Here is a 13,694-nt window from a genome sequence, read left to right as displayed (position 1 = left end):
GAGGCGCGCCGATGTGGCGCGTAAGGCCGCGGCTTGCCTGACGTGCCGGCGTCCATGCCCGAACCAGAGAGGTCTGCCGGTTCGCCGGAAGATCGTTCCCCATTCAAAGCACGAGGAAGACATGGCGAGGAAAACATGGGCCGGATGTTGAGCCAGCCTTGGAAACATGGAGCCGCGCGTCATGCCCATGGCGCCCCGTATAAGCGCCCCCTGTTCCCGCACGGAATATGTCGGCGGCGCCGCCTCATTTTTCTGATCGCATGCGCATGGGCCCTCCGGTGCGCTCATGCACAGGCGGAAGCAAGCGACTTCTTCTATGTCCGAACGACGAACCCTCGACCGGTCATGAATCCGATAGTCCACCCCCCTCTTTCGACAAGCCCGCCCGATGTAAGGCACCCACCAGTTGCCTAGCATGCCGCCACCACCACCGTCCCTTGGTGCCGCGCCATGCCCATCGATCTCGACCGTCCACATACCCTCACCGCGCAGCAGATCGATAACTTCCGCCGCGATGGTTTCATCCGCCTCAGGCAGGTTTTCAACGCGGAAGAACTACGCCAATACGGCGAAGAAATCACCCGCCTCACCATCGCCCTCAACACGCAGACCTTGCCGCTGGCACAGCGCAGCACCTACGACCGCGCCTTCCTGCAGGTGATGAACCTGTGGGAGGCCAGCGATCGCGTGCGCGAATTCGTGTTCGGCCGCCGTCTCGCCGGCCTCGCCGCGGCCTTGCTGGAGGTGGATGGCGTGCGTCTGTATCACGACCAGTCGCTCTACAAGGAACCCGGCGGCGGCATCACGCCGGCGCATGCCGACCAGTATTACTGGCCCGTCAGCAGCGACCGCACCATCACCGCCTGGGTGCCCTTGCAGGCGGTGCCGCGGGACATGGGTCCGCTGGCCTTCTTTGCCGGCAGCCAGGCGGTGGAGTTCGGGCGTGACCTGGGCATTTCCGACGAGAGCGAGCGCGCCATCACCGCCAACATGGAAGCGCACGGCTTCCCCGTCGTGGACGAGCCGTTCGAGCTGGGCGAAGTGAGCTTCCATCTCGGCTGGACCTTCCACCGCGCCGGCCCGAACCGTTCGACGCAGCCGCGTTCGGTGATGACGGTGATCTATATGGATCGCGACATGCGCCTGAAAGCGCCATCGAACCCGATGCAGCAGGCGGACTGGGAACGCTGGTGTCCCGGCGCGATCGCCGGGGAGATCATCGACACGCCGAAGAACCCGCTGCTGTTCCAGCACACGGTCGCGGCATGAAGCTTGGCACGCTCACCGGGCCGGCGATGATCGGCAACGGCCAGGGCGGTTTCGCGCTGGACCTGATCGAAGTCGACCCGCCCGGCCCCGGCGAGGTGCGCATCGCCATGGCCGCGGCGGGTGTGTGCCATACCGACCACGCCTCGCTGCGCTGGCGCGGGCCGCTGGTGCTGGGGCACGAAGGCGCCGGGCATGTGGAAAGCGTCGGTCCCGACGTGCAAGGTCTCGAGCCCGGCCAACCGGTGCTGCTGAACTGGGCCATCCCCTGCGGCCATTGCTTCCAATGCCGGCACGACGGCGACGCGCTATGCGAGCGCACGCACGAGCTGGACGTGCCGCGCCTGGGCACCAGCAGCGCACACGAAGGCGCCACGCGGCTACGCGGCCGCGCGGTGCTGCGTTCGTTCCACCTGGGCACTTTCGCCAGCCACACCGTGGTGCGGCGCGAAGCGGTGACGCCGCTGCCGGCGACGCTGCGCACCGACCCCGCGTGCATTCTCGGCTGCGCGGTGATGACCGGCGTAGGCTCGGTGGTCAATGTCGCCGCCGTCGGTTATGACGAGACGGTGGCTGTCGTTGGTTGCGGCGGCGTGGGCTTGAATGTGATCCAGGCAGCACGCCTCGCCGGTGCGCGGACGATCATCGCCATCGATCGCGTCGCCGCCCGCCTCGAACGCGCACGCGGCTTCGGCGCCACCCACGCGGTGCTGGCCGGTGACGACGAGGAAGCGCTGATTGGCGCCGTGCGCGCGCTCAGCGACGGGCGCGGCGTCGACCATGCTTTCGAAGCCACCGGCGTAGCCGCCCTCGCCTTCCTGCCGCTGCGCCTGGCGCGCAACGGCGGCCAGGCGGTGCAGGTCAGCGGCGCGCATGGGCCAGCGGCGCTGGAACTGCCGCAGCTGTTCTGGAACAAGCGCTACGTCACTCCGCTCTACGGCGGCTGCGTGCCCGCGCGCGATTTCCCGCGCCTGTTCGACTGGGTCGAGCGCGGCGAACTGGAACTGGATGCGCAGGTCACCCATCGCTACCCCCTGCATGCGCTCGACCGCGCCTTCGACGACATGTTGTCCGGGCGCAGCCACAAAGGTGTATTGCGCATCGCATGAACACCTCCTTCCGCACCATCGAGCGCCCTGACCCGGCCATCCCGATGGACGGCCTGGAGTTCGTCACCGTCAAGAGCAGCGCGCTGCGGCGCCGCGCGGATGTCACGCTGTACGTGCCGGTCGAAGCGCACGACCTCACCGCGCTGCCCATCGTCGTGCTGTTGCATGGCGTCTACGGTTCGCATTGGGCATGGGCCTTGAAGGGCTCCGCCCATCTCACCGCGGCCCGCCTGATCGCCGCGCGCAGCTTGCCGCCGGTAGCGCTGCTGATGCCTTCGGACGGACTGTGGGGCGATGGCTCCGGCTACGTCGCGCACGACGACCACGATGCCGAGCGCTGGATCATGGACGAGATCCCGGCGCTGGCCCGCGAGCTGATTCCCGCCTGCAGCGCCGACTCGCCCCTGCTGCTCGCCGGCCTGAGCATGGGCGGCTTCGGCGCGCTGCGCCTGGCGGCAAAGTACCCGCGCCGCATCGCCGCGGCCGCGGCACATTCGGCGGTGACCGAAGCGGCCATGTTCGACGACTTTATCGAAGACGCCCGCGACGGCTGGAGCCAGGCGCCCATCGATCACAGCATCCTCGCCGCGCTCGCCGCCACGCCGGGCATCCCACCGCCATTCCGCTTCGACTGCGGCCTGGACGACCCGCTGCTGGAAGCCAACCGCGAATTGCACCGCGCCTTGCAGCGCACCGGCATCGCTCACCACTACGCCGAAGGCCCCGGCGGACATGACTGGCCCTACTGGACCCGCGCCCTTGCCGATACCCTGCGCTTCTTCGGCGACGTGCTGACATCCACCCCGTGAACGGAGCAAGCCGCATGAGCATGGCAAGGTCACACCTGGCGCGCCGCCTCTTCCTGCTGGCGCTGCTGCTTGCGGCCATCGCATCCGCGCACGCCGCCGATCCGCCGCGTCCCGCGCCGCATGACGAAGTCTTCTATCAGATCTTCCAGCGCAGCTTCTACGACAGCAACGGCGACCGCATCGGCGACCTGAAGGGCCTGACCGCGAAGCTCGACTACCTCAAGGAGCTGGGCGTCACTTCGATCCTGCTCACCCCGGTGCAGCCCTCGCCGTACTACCACAACTACTTCGCCACCGACTTCAAGGCGATCGACCCGAAGTACGGCAGCATGGACGACTGGTTCGCCTTCGTACGCGCCGCGCATGCGCGCGGGCTGAAGGTCTACCGCGACGAGGAATTCCAATACGTCGCCGAAGGGCATCCGTGGTGGCGCGAAGCCATCGGCAAGCCGGACAGCCGCTACGCCAACTACCTGTTGTGGCGCGACGCCGGACACCGCACCGCCGAATTCTTCCTCGACAAACCCAAGTGGTACGGCTTCGATGGCGGCAACTACGGCATCGCCATGCTCGACCTGCACCAGCCGGCGTTGAAGAGCTATTTCCGCGACCTGCTGCTGTTCTGGGCCGACCCGCACGGCGACGGCAGCGGCACCGACGGCGTCGACGGCTTCCGCATCGACCATATGATGGACGACCTGGACAACAAGGGCCTCGACAAGCACCTGTTCGCCGATTTCTGGCAGCCGCTGTTCCAGGCACTGAAAGCACGGCGCCCGCCGTTGCGCATCATCGCCGAGCAATCCGACTGGGGCTTCGGCGCCGACTGGCTGACCCACGGCCATGCGGACATGGTGTTTGCGTTTCCCTTGCGCGGCGCGCTGCTGGCGCTGGACAAGGCCGCCATCGTCAAGGCGATCCGCGCCACCGCCGCGATCACCCCGCCAGGCAAGGACCAACTCGTCTTCCTCGAAAACCACGACGTCGACCGCTACATGTCCGCCGTCGGCGACAACATGGCCCGTGCGCGCGCCGGCGCGGCCATCGCCCTGCTGCTGAAAGGCACGCCGCTGGTCTATTACGGCCAGGAGCTGGGCATGCGCGGCCGCGGCTTCGGCCTGAAGGAGATCGTGCCGCTGTCCGACGGCATCCAGATCCCGTCGCGCGAAGCGTTCCGCTGGAAAGCCGACCTGATGGCTCCAGGCTCGGCCATCTGGTATCAGGGCGATCGCCCATGGTGGACGCAACGCTACAGCCGCTCGCACGATGGCGTTTCGCTGGAAGAGGAACAGGCGAGGCCCGATTCGCTCTATCGCTGGTATCGCACGCTGCTCGCTCTGCGCAAGGCTCGACAAGAGCTGCGCGAAGGCAGCCAGCGCCTCCCCTGCGCGGATGGCTCACCGGTGCTGTGCATCCTGCGCGAGGACGGCGCACGCAAGACCTTGCTGCTGGTCAATCTCGGCAGGGCCGACGCCAGCCCGGCACTGGAACCGGGCCTGGCCAAGGCGAGCTGGACCGATCTGCTTGCCAACAGTCATGAGGCATCCGCCAGCCAGGTGCTGCATCCTATGCAGGTCCGCGTGCTCGGCACGCCCTGAGGGATCCCGCAGGCCATGGCCCTGCCCCATCTCGAACGCCCGATCTGCGAACCGGTGGAACTGCGCCCCGGCGCACCGGTACGCGCCGAGCGCGTGCGGCAGGGACCCGAGGTCGGCGAGAGCGGTTCCTTCGTGCACTACCACGACGTGTACGAGCTGGTGCTGTTCGGTGACGTCGATGGGCATTTCGTCGCCGACGATCAACGCTACACACTGACCGCGCGCAACCTCGCCTTCATACCGTCAATGCAGCATCACGATTTCGTGCTCGCGCCAGGACCGCGCGACTGGGTGCTGGTGCAGGTGGAAGCGGCAGTCGTCGATGCGCTGGCACGTTCACCGGGCATGGAACGACTGCAACATGCCTTCTGCGCCAAGCCGGACCGCACGCTCTACCGCCGCCTGCTGGCGCTGACCGAATGGCTGGCCGAGCTGGATGGCGGCGATCCGCTCGCCTTGCCATTGACCGAATCGCTGCTGCGCGCCGCCGTGCTGGCGAAGCCCATCCAGGGCGAAGCGCTCCCCGCCCATGCCGACGGCCTGCAACGCCTGCGCCCGGCCATCGACCGCCTGCGCCGCCGTCCCGCCGATGCGCATGGCGCCGAACAGGCCGCGGCGCTATGCGCGCTGTCGCCGGCCTATTTCAGCCGCCGCTTCAAGCAGCAGGTCGGCATGGCGTGGAGCGATTACGTGCGCACGCATCGTTTGCATCTCGCGAGCCGGCGCTTGCTGGAGACAAACCAGCCGGTGGCTGCTATCGCTGAAGCGCTGGGATTTTCCACACCTTCGCATTTCGGCGAGCTGTTCCATCGCTATTTCGGCGTGACCCCGAAAGATTACCGGCGGATGAGCCCATCTGGCCCACGCGCCCGCCAGACCGAAGCGATCTAGAGCGGCCCCTGATGACCACCGCCCTTGTTGGTCGAAGCGGCGGTCGAGGAGCGCAACGACGAAGAGCTTGCACTGGATGAAGTGCCCTGCCTCGCACCTGAGGTACCCGTCGAGGACGATGGCGAAGGTGGTGGATGCGGTGCAGGGGCCAGGGAAAGACGAGGGCCAGACGTCGCATTCGAAGAGCTGGTCGCACTCGAAGAACTGGATGAACCGGGCGGCCTGGGCGACACGCCAAAACTTGTCCTGACCGCGGGTGGGCCGAGTGCGTGGGTGGGCGCGGCAGAAAGAGCCAACGGAGCAAACGTGGTCGAACCGGCACTCGACGATGACAGCTGCCGCGTCGATGAAGCCGCTCCGCCGAGGCCCGGCAGCGCCGGAGCCGCTGTTGAACTGGAGCTCGGGCCGGAAGCAGCCATCGTCGGCGATGGATTGAGCGCGATGGGCTTGGACATCTTCACTTCGTAACGGCCGGTTCCTCGCGGGGTCGCTCCGGATTTGTCCTTGATCTCCCTGCGGTAGAGAAACTGCGCCGAATCGGCCACGAAATTCCCCGACCGATCCCGATGGGTGCCGGCGAAATCGATAATCGCCTGCCTGCTCCTCTTATAGTCATGCGCGCCGCTGACCAGATCGAACACCAGGCGCTGCTCGGTGCCTGGTTCCATGCGTTCCCTTCGTTTCGTAAACTCCTGCTTGATGCCGGTCGCGCCCTGCGGCTCGTAAAATGTCTGCATGAAGGTGCCGGGCTTGTAAAGCGGAACCTTGAGATCGAAGGCGATCGTCTTGTAGCTGCCGTCGCCTTGCCGGGACCTGGCTACCCAGTCCGGATAGGTTCGCCCGGATCCGCCGAAGACGGCTTTCCCCTTGTCGATCGCCTGCTGTTCGACGCCCCGATATCGGCCGTCGGCATACAGCGGCTCCAATGCCACGCTGCGCGACGCCCTGCCCTCGCGATCCGGTGCGACCAGGGCCGCACTGAACCTGGCAAAACCGTCAGGATCACGTTCGCGCTGGAGAAACTCCAATTGCTCTCTGCGCGTTCCAGGCTTGCTTGCGGGACGCGCATCCAGCTCACTCAGTGCCTTGATGGAAAACCTGGCCGGATCGCGCGTGCGCCGTGCAAGGCTACCCTCGGGCTGGCCGCGCTTGGCCACATCTCCGGCCCCAGCGTGCTCGTTGTTCTCCTTGTAGCGCGATCCCGACGCAAAGCGAGGCTGTGCCGTCCACCACGACCAGCTCCTGGAAAAACGGTGTTCCGCCGCGTTTTTGGATTTATTCAGATCCTCCCATGACGGCGAACTGGACGACGCAGTCGACGTCGATGGCACAGCGAATGCGGAAACCGGCGTGGGCGGCGTGGCGCCCATGCCGTGCATCGAAGACGAGGAAGAAGAGGAAGAGGAAGAGGAAGAGCTCGAATGGCTTGCCGGCAAAAAACTCAGGCGCGGCGGCGCGCGGCGCAGAACCGGCGATGGAGATCGACCGCGCGGGGGCGAGGCGGCGTCGTCCACGATCGGATCGAAATCGTCCATCGATGGACCGTGCGAAGGCCCGCGCTGGAACGAACCGCCGCGACTTCGCGACGATGACGATGACGACAACAGAAGGCTGCCAGGGCGCGCGCCCGATGGCCGCGGTCCAGGCGCCCCCCGCGATGAGCTGGTCGTGCCGTGCAGTGAACGGATGCCGCGCGGAGGCGAGCTGTCGTATTCCTCGATGGGGTCATTTACCAACGGATCGATAGGCGTCGGCGCCGAAGGCACTGGCTGCCGGAACAAGGACGATGCAGGCCGCCCGGAAGCAGGCGGCCCCATCGGCGAGCTTGCCGTGCCGGAGGGCGTACCCAGGGCGCTGCCCCGCCGGAAAGAACTGCTCGACGACGAACGCGCCTGCCTTGAACCGGATGACGAAGACGATCGAGGCGGAGGCGAGTCGGGGAAGTCTTCGATCTCATCGACCAGCGCCGGCGGCGTCAGCGACGGATTCGCCATACCGCGGCCGCGGCTGACCTTTCTGCCTTCGTCGGCTCCAGGCGCCCGGCCGCCCGTCATGTCATTGCTCGACCTCTTCCAGCCCTTGGACATGGAGCCTCCCCCTCAAGGCTTCGACGCTATCCGTCCCGCGCTCAGTCCTTGTAGCGCTTGACCATATCGCTTACCGGCGTCGGTGCCGGCGAACGGCTGGATATCCCGTGCCAGAGCTTGGCCGCCGCCGAGCGGTTGTCGAACAGCGCGTCGCCCTTGGCAATCATGTCGTCGGCGGCGCCGGGTTTCGCCTTGGAGTAATCAGTACGCGCCCTCAGACCGTGCTCGGCACGCAGCATGTTCTCGGACGGATTGAAGGCGCCGCGCGGCGTCTTGCTCAAGCCGACGGTCTCGAACTCCTCCTGCAGATGATTGGCATGCTGGACCACGTTCATCAGGTGCGCGCCGAACTCGGCGTTCTGGCCGCGCTCGACCCTGGCACCCTGCGAGATCGGATCGTTGAACAAGGGATGGTTGGCCTGGTTGATCTGCGGCACGCCCACTGCCTTGCCATGCGCCAACCGGTGCGCATGCACCATCTCGTGGCCCAGGCCGACAAAGCGGTTGAACTTCGCTTCGTTCGGGTCGACGCGCACCTCGCTGCCCCAGCCCTTGCCTTCCTTGCCGGCGAAGCGATAGCCCTGTTCCAGGCCGGGTGCGATGTGCGGGGCATTCATGTTCGAGGCATCGGTAGGCCTGGTCGAGCTGATATGGACCTTGGCGTTGTCGCCGGCATGCGCGCGGTTCTGCGCGCTGCGCGTGTCGATCTCCTTCATCATCCGCTCGCCGTCCGGCTTGCTCATCAAGGTGTGCATGGAACGGCGCGCATCGGCGGCGAGGTCCGCGAACGCCCCCGCGTCCTGTCCGGCAGCACGCTTGACGTGCACATGGTCTAGGCCACCGTGCACGCGCACCTCCTCCACCCGCCGCAGCTGCTGCTTCTGTGCCTGCAGCAAGCCCGGCGTGAAGCCGGCCCTGGGCGAGCGCACCAGCGCCGGCACCAGGCGCTGCTCGCGCTGGGCGAATACCGGCGCCGCACCGGTGCGGTTGGCTTCGGCGATCTTGTTCGCTACCCGGGCTCTCAAGCTGTCTTTGGGCATACCTCACTCCTGATCTCTGACGATATCCGGTCGGCCTGCGCGACCGGGCCGTGGGCCTGACCGGTACGCATACCTCAATGTCCCCGACTGTTCTGCGGCGGCGCCACCGGCAGCATCCGCGCATCGCTGAGGGAGCGCTGCCGGCGTCCGCTCGTGTTGGTCTTGGTCGCCATCTGGTGCAGCGACTTGGTCGCCAGATTGCGGGTGTCCGACTCCACCGAGGTATTGACCGGCGGAGGGACGGCCTTGTTGTGCACGTCTTTGCGGAACGCCTCCATCGCCGCCAGCGGCCGGTTGGCGTTCGCCTTCAGGTAGCTGCGTATCACCGGCGGCACCATGCCTTTCAGGCGCTTGTCGCCGCGCATCACCGAGCCGACCTCCCACTTCTTGCGCTCGCGCTCTTCTTGCACGTGGGCGACCAGATTCTTGAAGTGTTTTTTCTTGCGCAGATCTTTATTGCCGGTAAGCGCGGCATAGCGCGGCGTCGGCAACGTCTTCACGTGCGGCCTGGCCAGCTTGAGCCGGGTCGACGGATCGGACATATGCTTGATGGTCGCCAGCGTACCCATCACCAGCGTGTCGGAGAACGGGCGGGGCGAGTTGGTGTCCTGCCTGGTCCGTTCCACGGCCAGTTCGCGCGCGCCGTCGCGCCCGCTGCCCGGGCGGCCGTTGCCGTGGCCCTCGGTGATCGCGGACTTGGTCCCGCCGACGGCGGCGGACTTGATCGATGGCGTATGGCCTGCGATAGGCTGCCAACTGCCCGGCGCAGCGCCCTGGTTCGGCGGCGGGTTGTACCAGACCAGGTCGGCCGTGCGCGAGCGGTTGTCGAACACATTCCGCGCCTTGCGCTTGCTGATGCCGCTCCATAGAGCACGCGCCTTCAGCAGGCGCGTAGCGAGATGCTCGTCCAGCCCGATGCCGACGAAGCTCTGCGCGCCTCCTGCGCGGCTGGTCAATGCCGTGTCGGTGCGCACACGGATCTTGCGCGTGTACTGGCCGCCGCCGCCCTGCCTGACCCAGGGTACCCAGGATCCGCGCAGCTGCTTCAACTCGGTCCTGAGCGCAGGCGTCAGTCCCCGGCGCGCAAGCTTGCCCAGCTGCTGTTTCTGCAAAGAAGGCTTGCCTGCGCCCTTGAAGCGCCGGGCATTGCGCGCCTGCATATGCAGGTGCTTCGGCGTCGGCTTGTCTTTGGCGGGATGTGACGGCATCGGTACCTCGTGCGTTGATCGCTCGCGCCTGGGTCGGCGCGAAGCCGCCCGCCTCACTGCGAGCTCAGGTCGGCTTTTATTCCACTCAGCTCTTGTACCGCTTGACCATATCGCTCAGCGGCGTCGGCGCCGGCGAACCGCCCGTCAGGTCGTGCCAGGCCTTCTTGATCCCGGAGCGATTGTCGAACAGCTCGTCGAACTCCTTGATGTCCTTGTCGGTATGGCCGGGCTTGGCCTTGGAGTAATCGGCGCGTGCCTTGAGGCCGTGTTCGGCGCGCAGCATGTTCTCCGTCGGATGGAACCCGCCGCCCGGCGGCTTGCTCAGGCCGACCGTCTCGAACTCCTCCTGCAGCAGGGTGGTGCGATGGACCAGCGTCAACAGGCGTTGGCCGAGCTTCTCATTCATGTTCTTCTCGGTCTGGGCGCCCACGGAAATCGGATCCTTGAACAGCGGATGGTCGGGCTGGCTGAGCTGCGGCACGCTGACCGCCCTGCCGTGGGCCAACCGGTGCGCGTGCACCATCTCGTGGCCCAGCCCGATAAAGCGGTCCGATCTGGCCTCGTTGGGGTTGATGCGCACTTCGCTGCCCCAGCCCTTGCCTGCCTTGCCATCGAAGCGATAACCCTCCTTCACGCCCGGCAGCACCGGATGCGGCGCATTCATGTTCGAGGTGTCGCTGGACTTGGTCGAGCGGATATAGACCGCGGCGTTGTCGCCGGCGTGCTGGCGATTCTGCGTCACGCGCGCATCGACCTCCTTCATCATCTGGTGGCCGCCCTTCTGGCTCATCAGGGTGTGCATCGAGCGGCGCGCATCCACCGCCAGGTCGGTAAAGGCGGCCGCGCTTTCGCCGTCCGTGCGCTTCACATGCACGTTGCTCAGCTCGCGGTGCACATGCACCTGTTCCACCGGCTTGAGCTTCGCCTTCCTTGCCTCCAGCATCTGCGCCGTGATTCCGGCGGCCGGGGTGCGCGCCACGCGCGACACCACCGGCTGCCAGCGCTTGCCTATGTCGGCAGGCTTGCCGGTGGCGACGGCCTTGGCAAGCTTCGAGCTGACCTTGTCGACGATGCGCTGCTCGCGCGCCGTCATCTTCGGCGCGACGCCGGTGCGGTTGGCGGCCGCGAATTTTTCGACCACCCGCGTTCTCAGACTGTCCTTAGGCATGGGGAACTCCTTGGGCTACCGGCCGGCGCCACGCGGACGCCGGATGTCAGTTGCGATTGAACGTCAGTTTGTGGAAGGTGCGGTTGCCGGTGACCAGGTGCTTCACGCTCACCATGTACTGCCGCCCGGTGGGCTGCCCCGCCAGATTGAAATTTTCACGCACCACGATGCCGCCGCGTATCGTGGCGTGATGTGTATTGCCGCCGCTGGCCGCGCGCAGCAGGCGGGTGATCCGGTTCTCGATCACCTTGTGCCCGCGCAGGTTGATCGAGCGCCGCTCGTTGGACAGGTTCTGCTGGACGCTCGGTGCGCCGAATTTGTCGGCGATCAGGTGCGACTTGTTGCGCGGCACCGGCAGATGGCCAGGATTGAGCACGTTGACGGCCGCCAGCGCCATGCGAGCCGCGTTGGTCGGGCGCAGCCGCAGCTTGCTCGACGCATAAGCCCGCTGCACGCCCAGGCCGCCCGGGTGATTGACCCGGCGATGGCCGAAGCGGGTGCCCGCGGCCCGCGCGGCATTGGCCTCGACCTTGAACGCGCGGTAGGTGGCCCGATCGCTGGCCGAATAATTGACGCGCCCGAGGGTCTGGTTGCCCTCCTTCACCGGCGCCCAGGTCCAGTTGCGGTTCTTTGGCATATGCCTGCCTCCTCTTCAGCGTACGTAGCGTCGCCCGCGAGCCCGAAGCCCCTCGCTCAAAGCGGCTTGAAGGTGAACTTGTGATAGGTCTTCGCCCCGGTGGCCTGGTTCTTCACGCTGACCATATAGAGCCGCCCCTTCGGCGCACCGCTGGCGTGGCGATACGACTCCTTCACCACCATGCCGCCGCGGTTGGTGGCGTAGTGGTTGTTGCCGCCGGCCACTGCGGTCATGAACCGGTCGATGCGGTTGTCGATCCGCTTGTGCCCGCTCAGATTGACGGCGCGGCGTTCGTTGGCGAGGTTGTTCGGCACGCTGGGCCCGCCGAAAGCGTCCGAGACCAGATGCGCCTTGTGGGTATTGGGCGGGTTGTAGTGGGGGTTGAGCGTGTTGACTCCCGCCAGCGCCAGGCGCGCGGCGTTGGCATTGCGCCGGCGCAGCTTGCCCGAGGCATAGGCCGTCTTGATGGTGCCGTCGCCACGCAGTACCTGGCGGCTGCCGAAGCGATTCACGCGCGGCGCGTTCGCCTCGGTCTTGAGGGTTTGATAGGCCCCTTGGTTCGAGGGTGTGTAATGGATGTGCCCGATGATGGTGTTGCCGTCGCGGATGGCCTTGCGGGTCCAGTCACGGTTGGGACCTCTTGGCATGTGCGCTTCCTCGTAGACGTAGACAGGTTCAATGGGCCGTTATCGACGGCGCCGTCGCGTACGGCGGATGCTCAGCTTTCCGCCTCGCCGCCGAGCAATTCGAAGATCTCGATCCGCCCGCCCCCTTTCTGAAACACCTCCCGATACAGCTCCGCCGCGTTCAAGCCGCCCCACGCTACCGCGCGGCGGATCAGGTACGGCACGGGGCTGTGCGGCTCCACCTGCATCAGGTACTCGCCGATCTGCGCCAGCACCTGGTAGGCGCGTTCGCGTTCACCGAACAGGTCGTGCGCGGCACGCGGCTCGCTGCCTTCGTCTTCTTCGCCCGCTTCCTGGTCGAAGTCCAGCGGCGCCACCGGCGGCAGCGCCGCCGGCCCGCGCCGCGTCAGCTCGCCGCGCAGCAGCGCTTCGATGCGCGCCAGAAACTCATCCAGCCGCCCCAGCGGCGGCGTCTCCGGCCCCAGCTGTTCGCGCAAGACATGCTCGAATGCGGCGATGGCTGCACGGCCATCGCCAAGCTCCGCATGGCGTTCGCGCAAGTCCACCGCGTCCATCCGCGCCAGCACGCCGTGCAGATCGTCCAGCGTGGCGGCGTCCTGGGCCTCGTCGGGCAGGTTGCCGTTCACCGCGCGCATGCGCTCGTGGTAATGCGCCAGCTCCCATTGCGACCAGCTCGCGACGTGTTCGTCGTCTTCCACCAGCGGCAGCAACGCGATGGTGTTGAGCAGCTTCTCGTTGATCCAGCGCACGATATTGCAGCGCGCGTCGTAGCCATCGCCGTCGCCGCGCGGATGCAGGCTGTCCCACCAGTCTTCGCACAGGCCGCGCAGCAGCGCGAAGCACGGCATCAGCGCGGCGTAGCCGCCCTCGTGCAGCTCCGCCTCCAGCATCCACGCGGCCAGTTGCAGGTCCTTGCCCACCGTGTCGAGCATGCCGGCCGCCAGCTGCGACACCTTCGGCCAGTTGGCGCGGCGCGGTTCGGTCGCCCAGGCGCCCATCGGCAGGCTGGCGTCGTCGCTCTGGCGCAACTGCTGGATCATGCGGAAGCCCATGCTGCCGCGCGCCGAAGCACCCGCCGGTTGCGCACCGTCCAGCGGCGCCAGCAACCGCGCCAGCGACAGCCCCAGGCGGTGCTCGAAATAGCCGCCGTCGTCGCGGCCCATGGCCGCTGCTTCCGGCATGGCCTCATCGGACGCGACGTCCTTGCTCCTGGCTTGCGCGTACTGGCTCATCG

General features: G+C 66.8%; 13 protein-coding genes. 6 read left to right on the top strand and 7 right to left on the bottom strand.

The genetic code is table 11. The features are described from left to right. The first annotated feature begins 450 nt into the window (after positions 1–450). The 5 genes from AB4083_RS17040 to AB4083_RS17020 are packed head-to-tail and all read left to right on the top strand — an operon-like array spanning position 451 to position 5,673. A complete protein-coding gene (locus AB4083_RS17040) occupies positions 451–1,269 on the top strand; it encodes a phytanoyl-CoA dioxygenase family protein (RefSeq protein ID WP_441609288.1) in 819 nt (272 codons plus the stop codon). Continuing rightward, positions 1,266–2,375: a zinc-binding dehydrogenase gene (locus AB4083_RS17035; RefSeq protein ID WP_441609286.1), complete on the top strand. Its 1,110-nt coding sequence runs from the start codon at positions 1,266–1,268 to the stop codon at positions 2,373–2,375. The genes AB4083_RS17040 and AB4083_RS17035 overlap by 4 nt, the downstream gene beginning before the upstream one ends. Next, a complete protein-coding gene (locus AB4083_RS17030) occupies positions 2,372–3,184 on the top strand; it encodes an alpha/beta hydrolase (RefSeq protein ID WP_441609284.1) in 813 nt (270 codons plus the stop codon). Before AB4083_RS17035 ends, AB4083_RS17030 begins: the two co-directional genes overlap by 4 nt. A 14-nt stretch (positions 3,185–3,198) precedes the next feature. Continuing rightward, positions 3,199–4,782, top strand: coding sequence for an alpha-amylase family glycosyl hydrolase (locus tag AB4083_RS17025; protein ID WP_441609282.1), 1,584 nt, complete (start codon positions 3,199–3,201; stop codon positions 4,780–4,782). Positions 4,783–4,797: 15 nt separating this feature from the next. Continuing rightward, on the top strand, positions 4,798–5,673 hold the full coding sequence (locus tag AB4083_RS17020) for a helix-turn-helix transcriptional regulator (protein WP_441609281.1): 876 nt from the start codon (positions 4,798–4,800) through the stop codon (positions 5,671–5,673). On the opposite strand, the gene AB4083_RS17015 is transcribed toward AB4083_RS17020, so the two are convergent. Continuing rightward, complete coding sequence (locus AB4083_RS17015) at positions 5,670–7,043, bottom strand: hypothetical protein (RefSeq protein WP_441609279.1); 1,374 nt, start codon at positions 7,041–7,043, stop codon at positions 5,670–5,672. The genes AB4083_RS17020 and AB4083_RS17015 overlap by 4 nt on opposite strands. Between AB4083_RS17015 and AB4083_RS17010 the strand changes: the two genes are divergently transcribed. Continuing rightward, positions 7,042–7,821: a hypothetical protein gene (locus tag AB4083_RS17010; protein WP_441609277.1), complete on the top strand. Its 780-nt coding sequence runs from the start codon at positions 7,042–7,044 to the stop codon at positions 7,819–7,821. The genes AB4083_RS17015 and AB4083_RS17010 overlap by 2 nt on opposite strands. Here AB4083_RS17010 and AB4083_RS17005 read toward each other — a convergent pair. From AB4083_RS17005 to tssA, 6 genes are all read right to left on the bottom strand, one after another. Beyond that, complete coding sequence (locus AB4083_RS17005) at positions 7,802–8,800, bottom strand: M91 family zinc metallopeptidase (RefSeq protein WP_441609275.1); 999 nt, start codon at positions 8,798–8,800, stop codon at positions 7,802–7,804. The two genes, AB4083_RS17010 and AB4083_RS17005, sit on opposite strands and share 20 nt — an antisense overlap. 74 nt (positions 8,801–8,874) lie before the next feature. Continuing rightward, positions 8,875–10,008 carry a hypothetical protein gene (locus AB4083_RS17000; protein ID WP_441609273.1) on the bottom strand — a complete coding sequence of 378 codons (1,134 nt, stop codon included), beginning with the start codon at positions 10,006–10,008 and terminating at the stop codon, positions 8,875–8,877. Positions 10,009–10,093: 85 nt separating this feature from the next. After that, positions 10,094–11,176: a M91 family zinc metallopeptidase gene (locus tag AB4083_RS16995; protein WP_441609272.1), complete on the bottom strand. Its 1,083-nt coding sequence runs from the start codon at positions 11,174–11,176 to the stop codon at positions 10,094–10,096. Between the two features lie 46 nt (positions 11,177–11,222). Beyond that, the gene (locus AB4083_RS16990; RefSeq protein ID WP_441609271.1) at positions 11,223–11,813 is read right to left on the bottom strand and encodes a hypothetical protein; all 591 of its coding nucleotides are present in this window, start codon (positions 11,811–11,813) and stop codon (positions 11,223–11,225) included. 56 nt (positions 11,814–11,869) lie between these two features. Next, the gene (locus AB4083_RS16985) at positions 11,870–12,460 is read right to left on the bottom strand and encodes a hypothetical protein (protein WP_441609269.1); all 591 of its coding nucleotides are present in this window, start codon (positions 12,458–12,460) and stop codon (positions 11,870–11,872) included. Positions 12,461–12,531: 71 nt separating this feature from the next. Beyond that, on the bottom strand, positions 12,532–13,692 hold the full coding sequence (tssA, locus tag AB4083_RS16980; protein WP_441609267.1) for a type VI secretion system protein TssA: 1,161 nt from the start codon (positions 13,690–13,692) through the stop codon (positions 12,532–12,534). Positions 13,693–13,694 lie beyond the last annotated feature (2 nt).

The organism is Dyella sp. 2RAB6 (genome assembly GCF_052115385.1).
Lineage (GTDB): Bacteria > Pseudomonadota > Gammaproteobacteria > Xanthomonadales > Rhodanobacteraceae > Dyella_D.
This window is presented reverse-complemented; position numbering and strand designations above follow the sequence as displayed.

Excerpts from the sequence above, each read along its gene's own strand:
- AB4083_RS17040 (WP_441609288.1), top strand. The coding sequence starts at position 451 with ATGCCCATCGATCTCGACCGTCCACATACCCTCACCGCGCAGCAGATC.
- AB4083_RS17035 (WP_441609286.1), top strand. The coding sequence starts at position 1,266 with ATGAAGCTTGGCACGCTCACCGGGCCGGCGATGATCGGCAACGGCCAG.
- AB4083_RS17030 (WP_441609284.1), top strand. The coding sequence starts at position 2,372 with ATGAACACCTCCTTCCGCACCATCGAGCGCCCTGACCCGGCCATCCCG.
- AB4083_RS17025 (WP_441609282.1), top strand. The coding sequence starts at position 3,199 with ATGAGCATGGCAAGGTCACACCTGGCGCGCCGCCTCTTCCTGCTGGCG.
- AB4083_RS17020 (WP_441609281.1), top strand. The coding sequence starts at position 4,798 with ATGGCCCTGCCCCATCTCGAACGCCCGATCTGCGAACCGGTGGAACTG.
- AB4083_RS17010 (WP_441609277.1), top strand. The coding sequence starts at position 7,042 with ATGCCGTGCATCGAAGACGAGGAAGAAGAGGAAGAGGAAGAGGAAGAG.
- AB4083_RS17015 (WP_441609279.1), bottom strand. The coding sequence starts at position 7,043 with ATGGGCGCCACGCCGCCCACGCCGGTTTCCGCATTCGCTGTGCCATCG.
- AB4083_RS17005 (WP_441609275.1), bottom strand. The coding sequence starts at position 8,800 with ATGCCCAAAGACAGCTTGAGAGCCCGGGTAGCGAACAAGATCGCCGAA.
- AB4083_RS17000 (WP_441609273.1), bottom strand. The coding sequence starts at position 10,008 with ATGCCGTCACATCCCGCCAAAGACAAGCCGACGCCGAAGCACCTGCAT.
- AB4083_RS16995 (WP_441609272.1), bottom strand. The coding sequence starts at position 11,176 with ATGCCTAAGGACAGTCTGAGAACGCGGGTGGTCGAAAAATTCGCGGCC.
- AB4083_RS16990 (WP_441609271.1), bottom strand. The coding sequence starts at position 11,813 with ATGCCAAAGAACCGCAACTGGACCTGGGCGCCGGTGAAGGAGGGCAAC.
- AB4083_RS16985 (WP_441609269.1), bottom strand. The coding sequence starts at position 12,460 with ATGCCAAGAGGTCCCAACCGTGACTGGACCCGCAAGGCCATCCGCGAC.
- tssA (WP_441609267.1), bottom strand. The coding sequence starts at position 13,692 with ATGAGCCAGTACGCGCAAGCCAGGAGCAAGGACGTCGCGTCCGATGAG.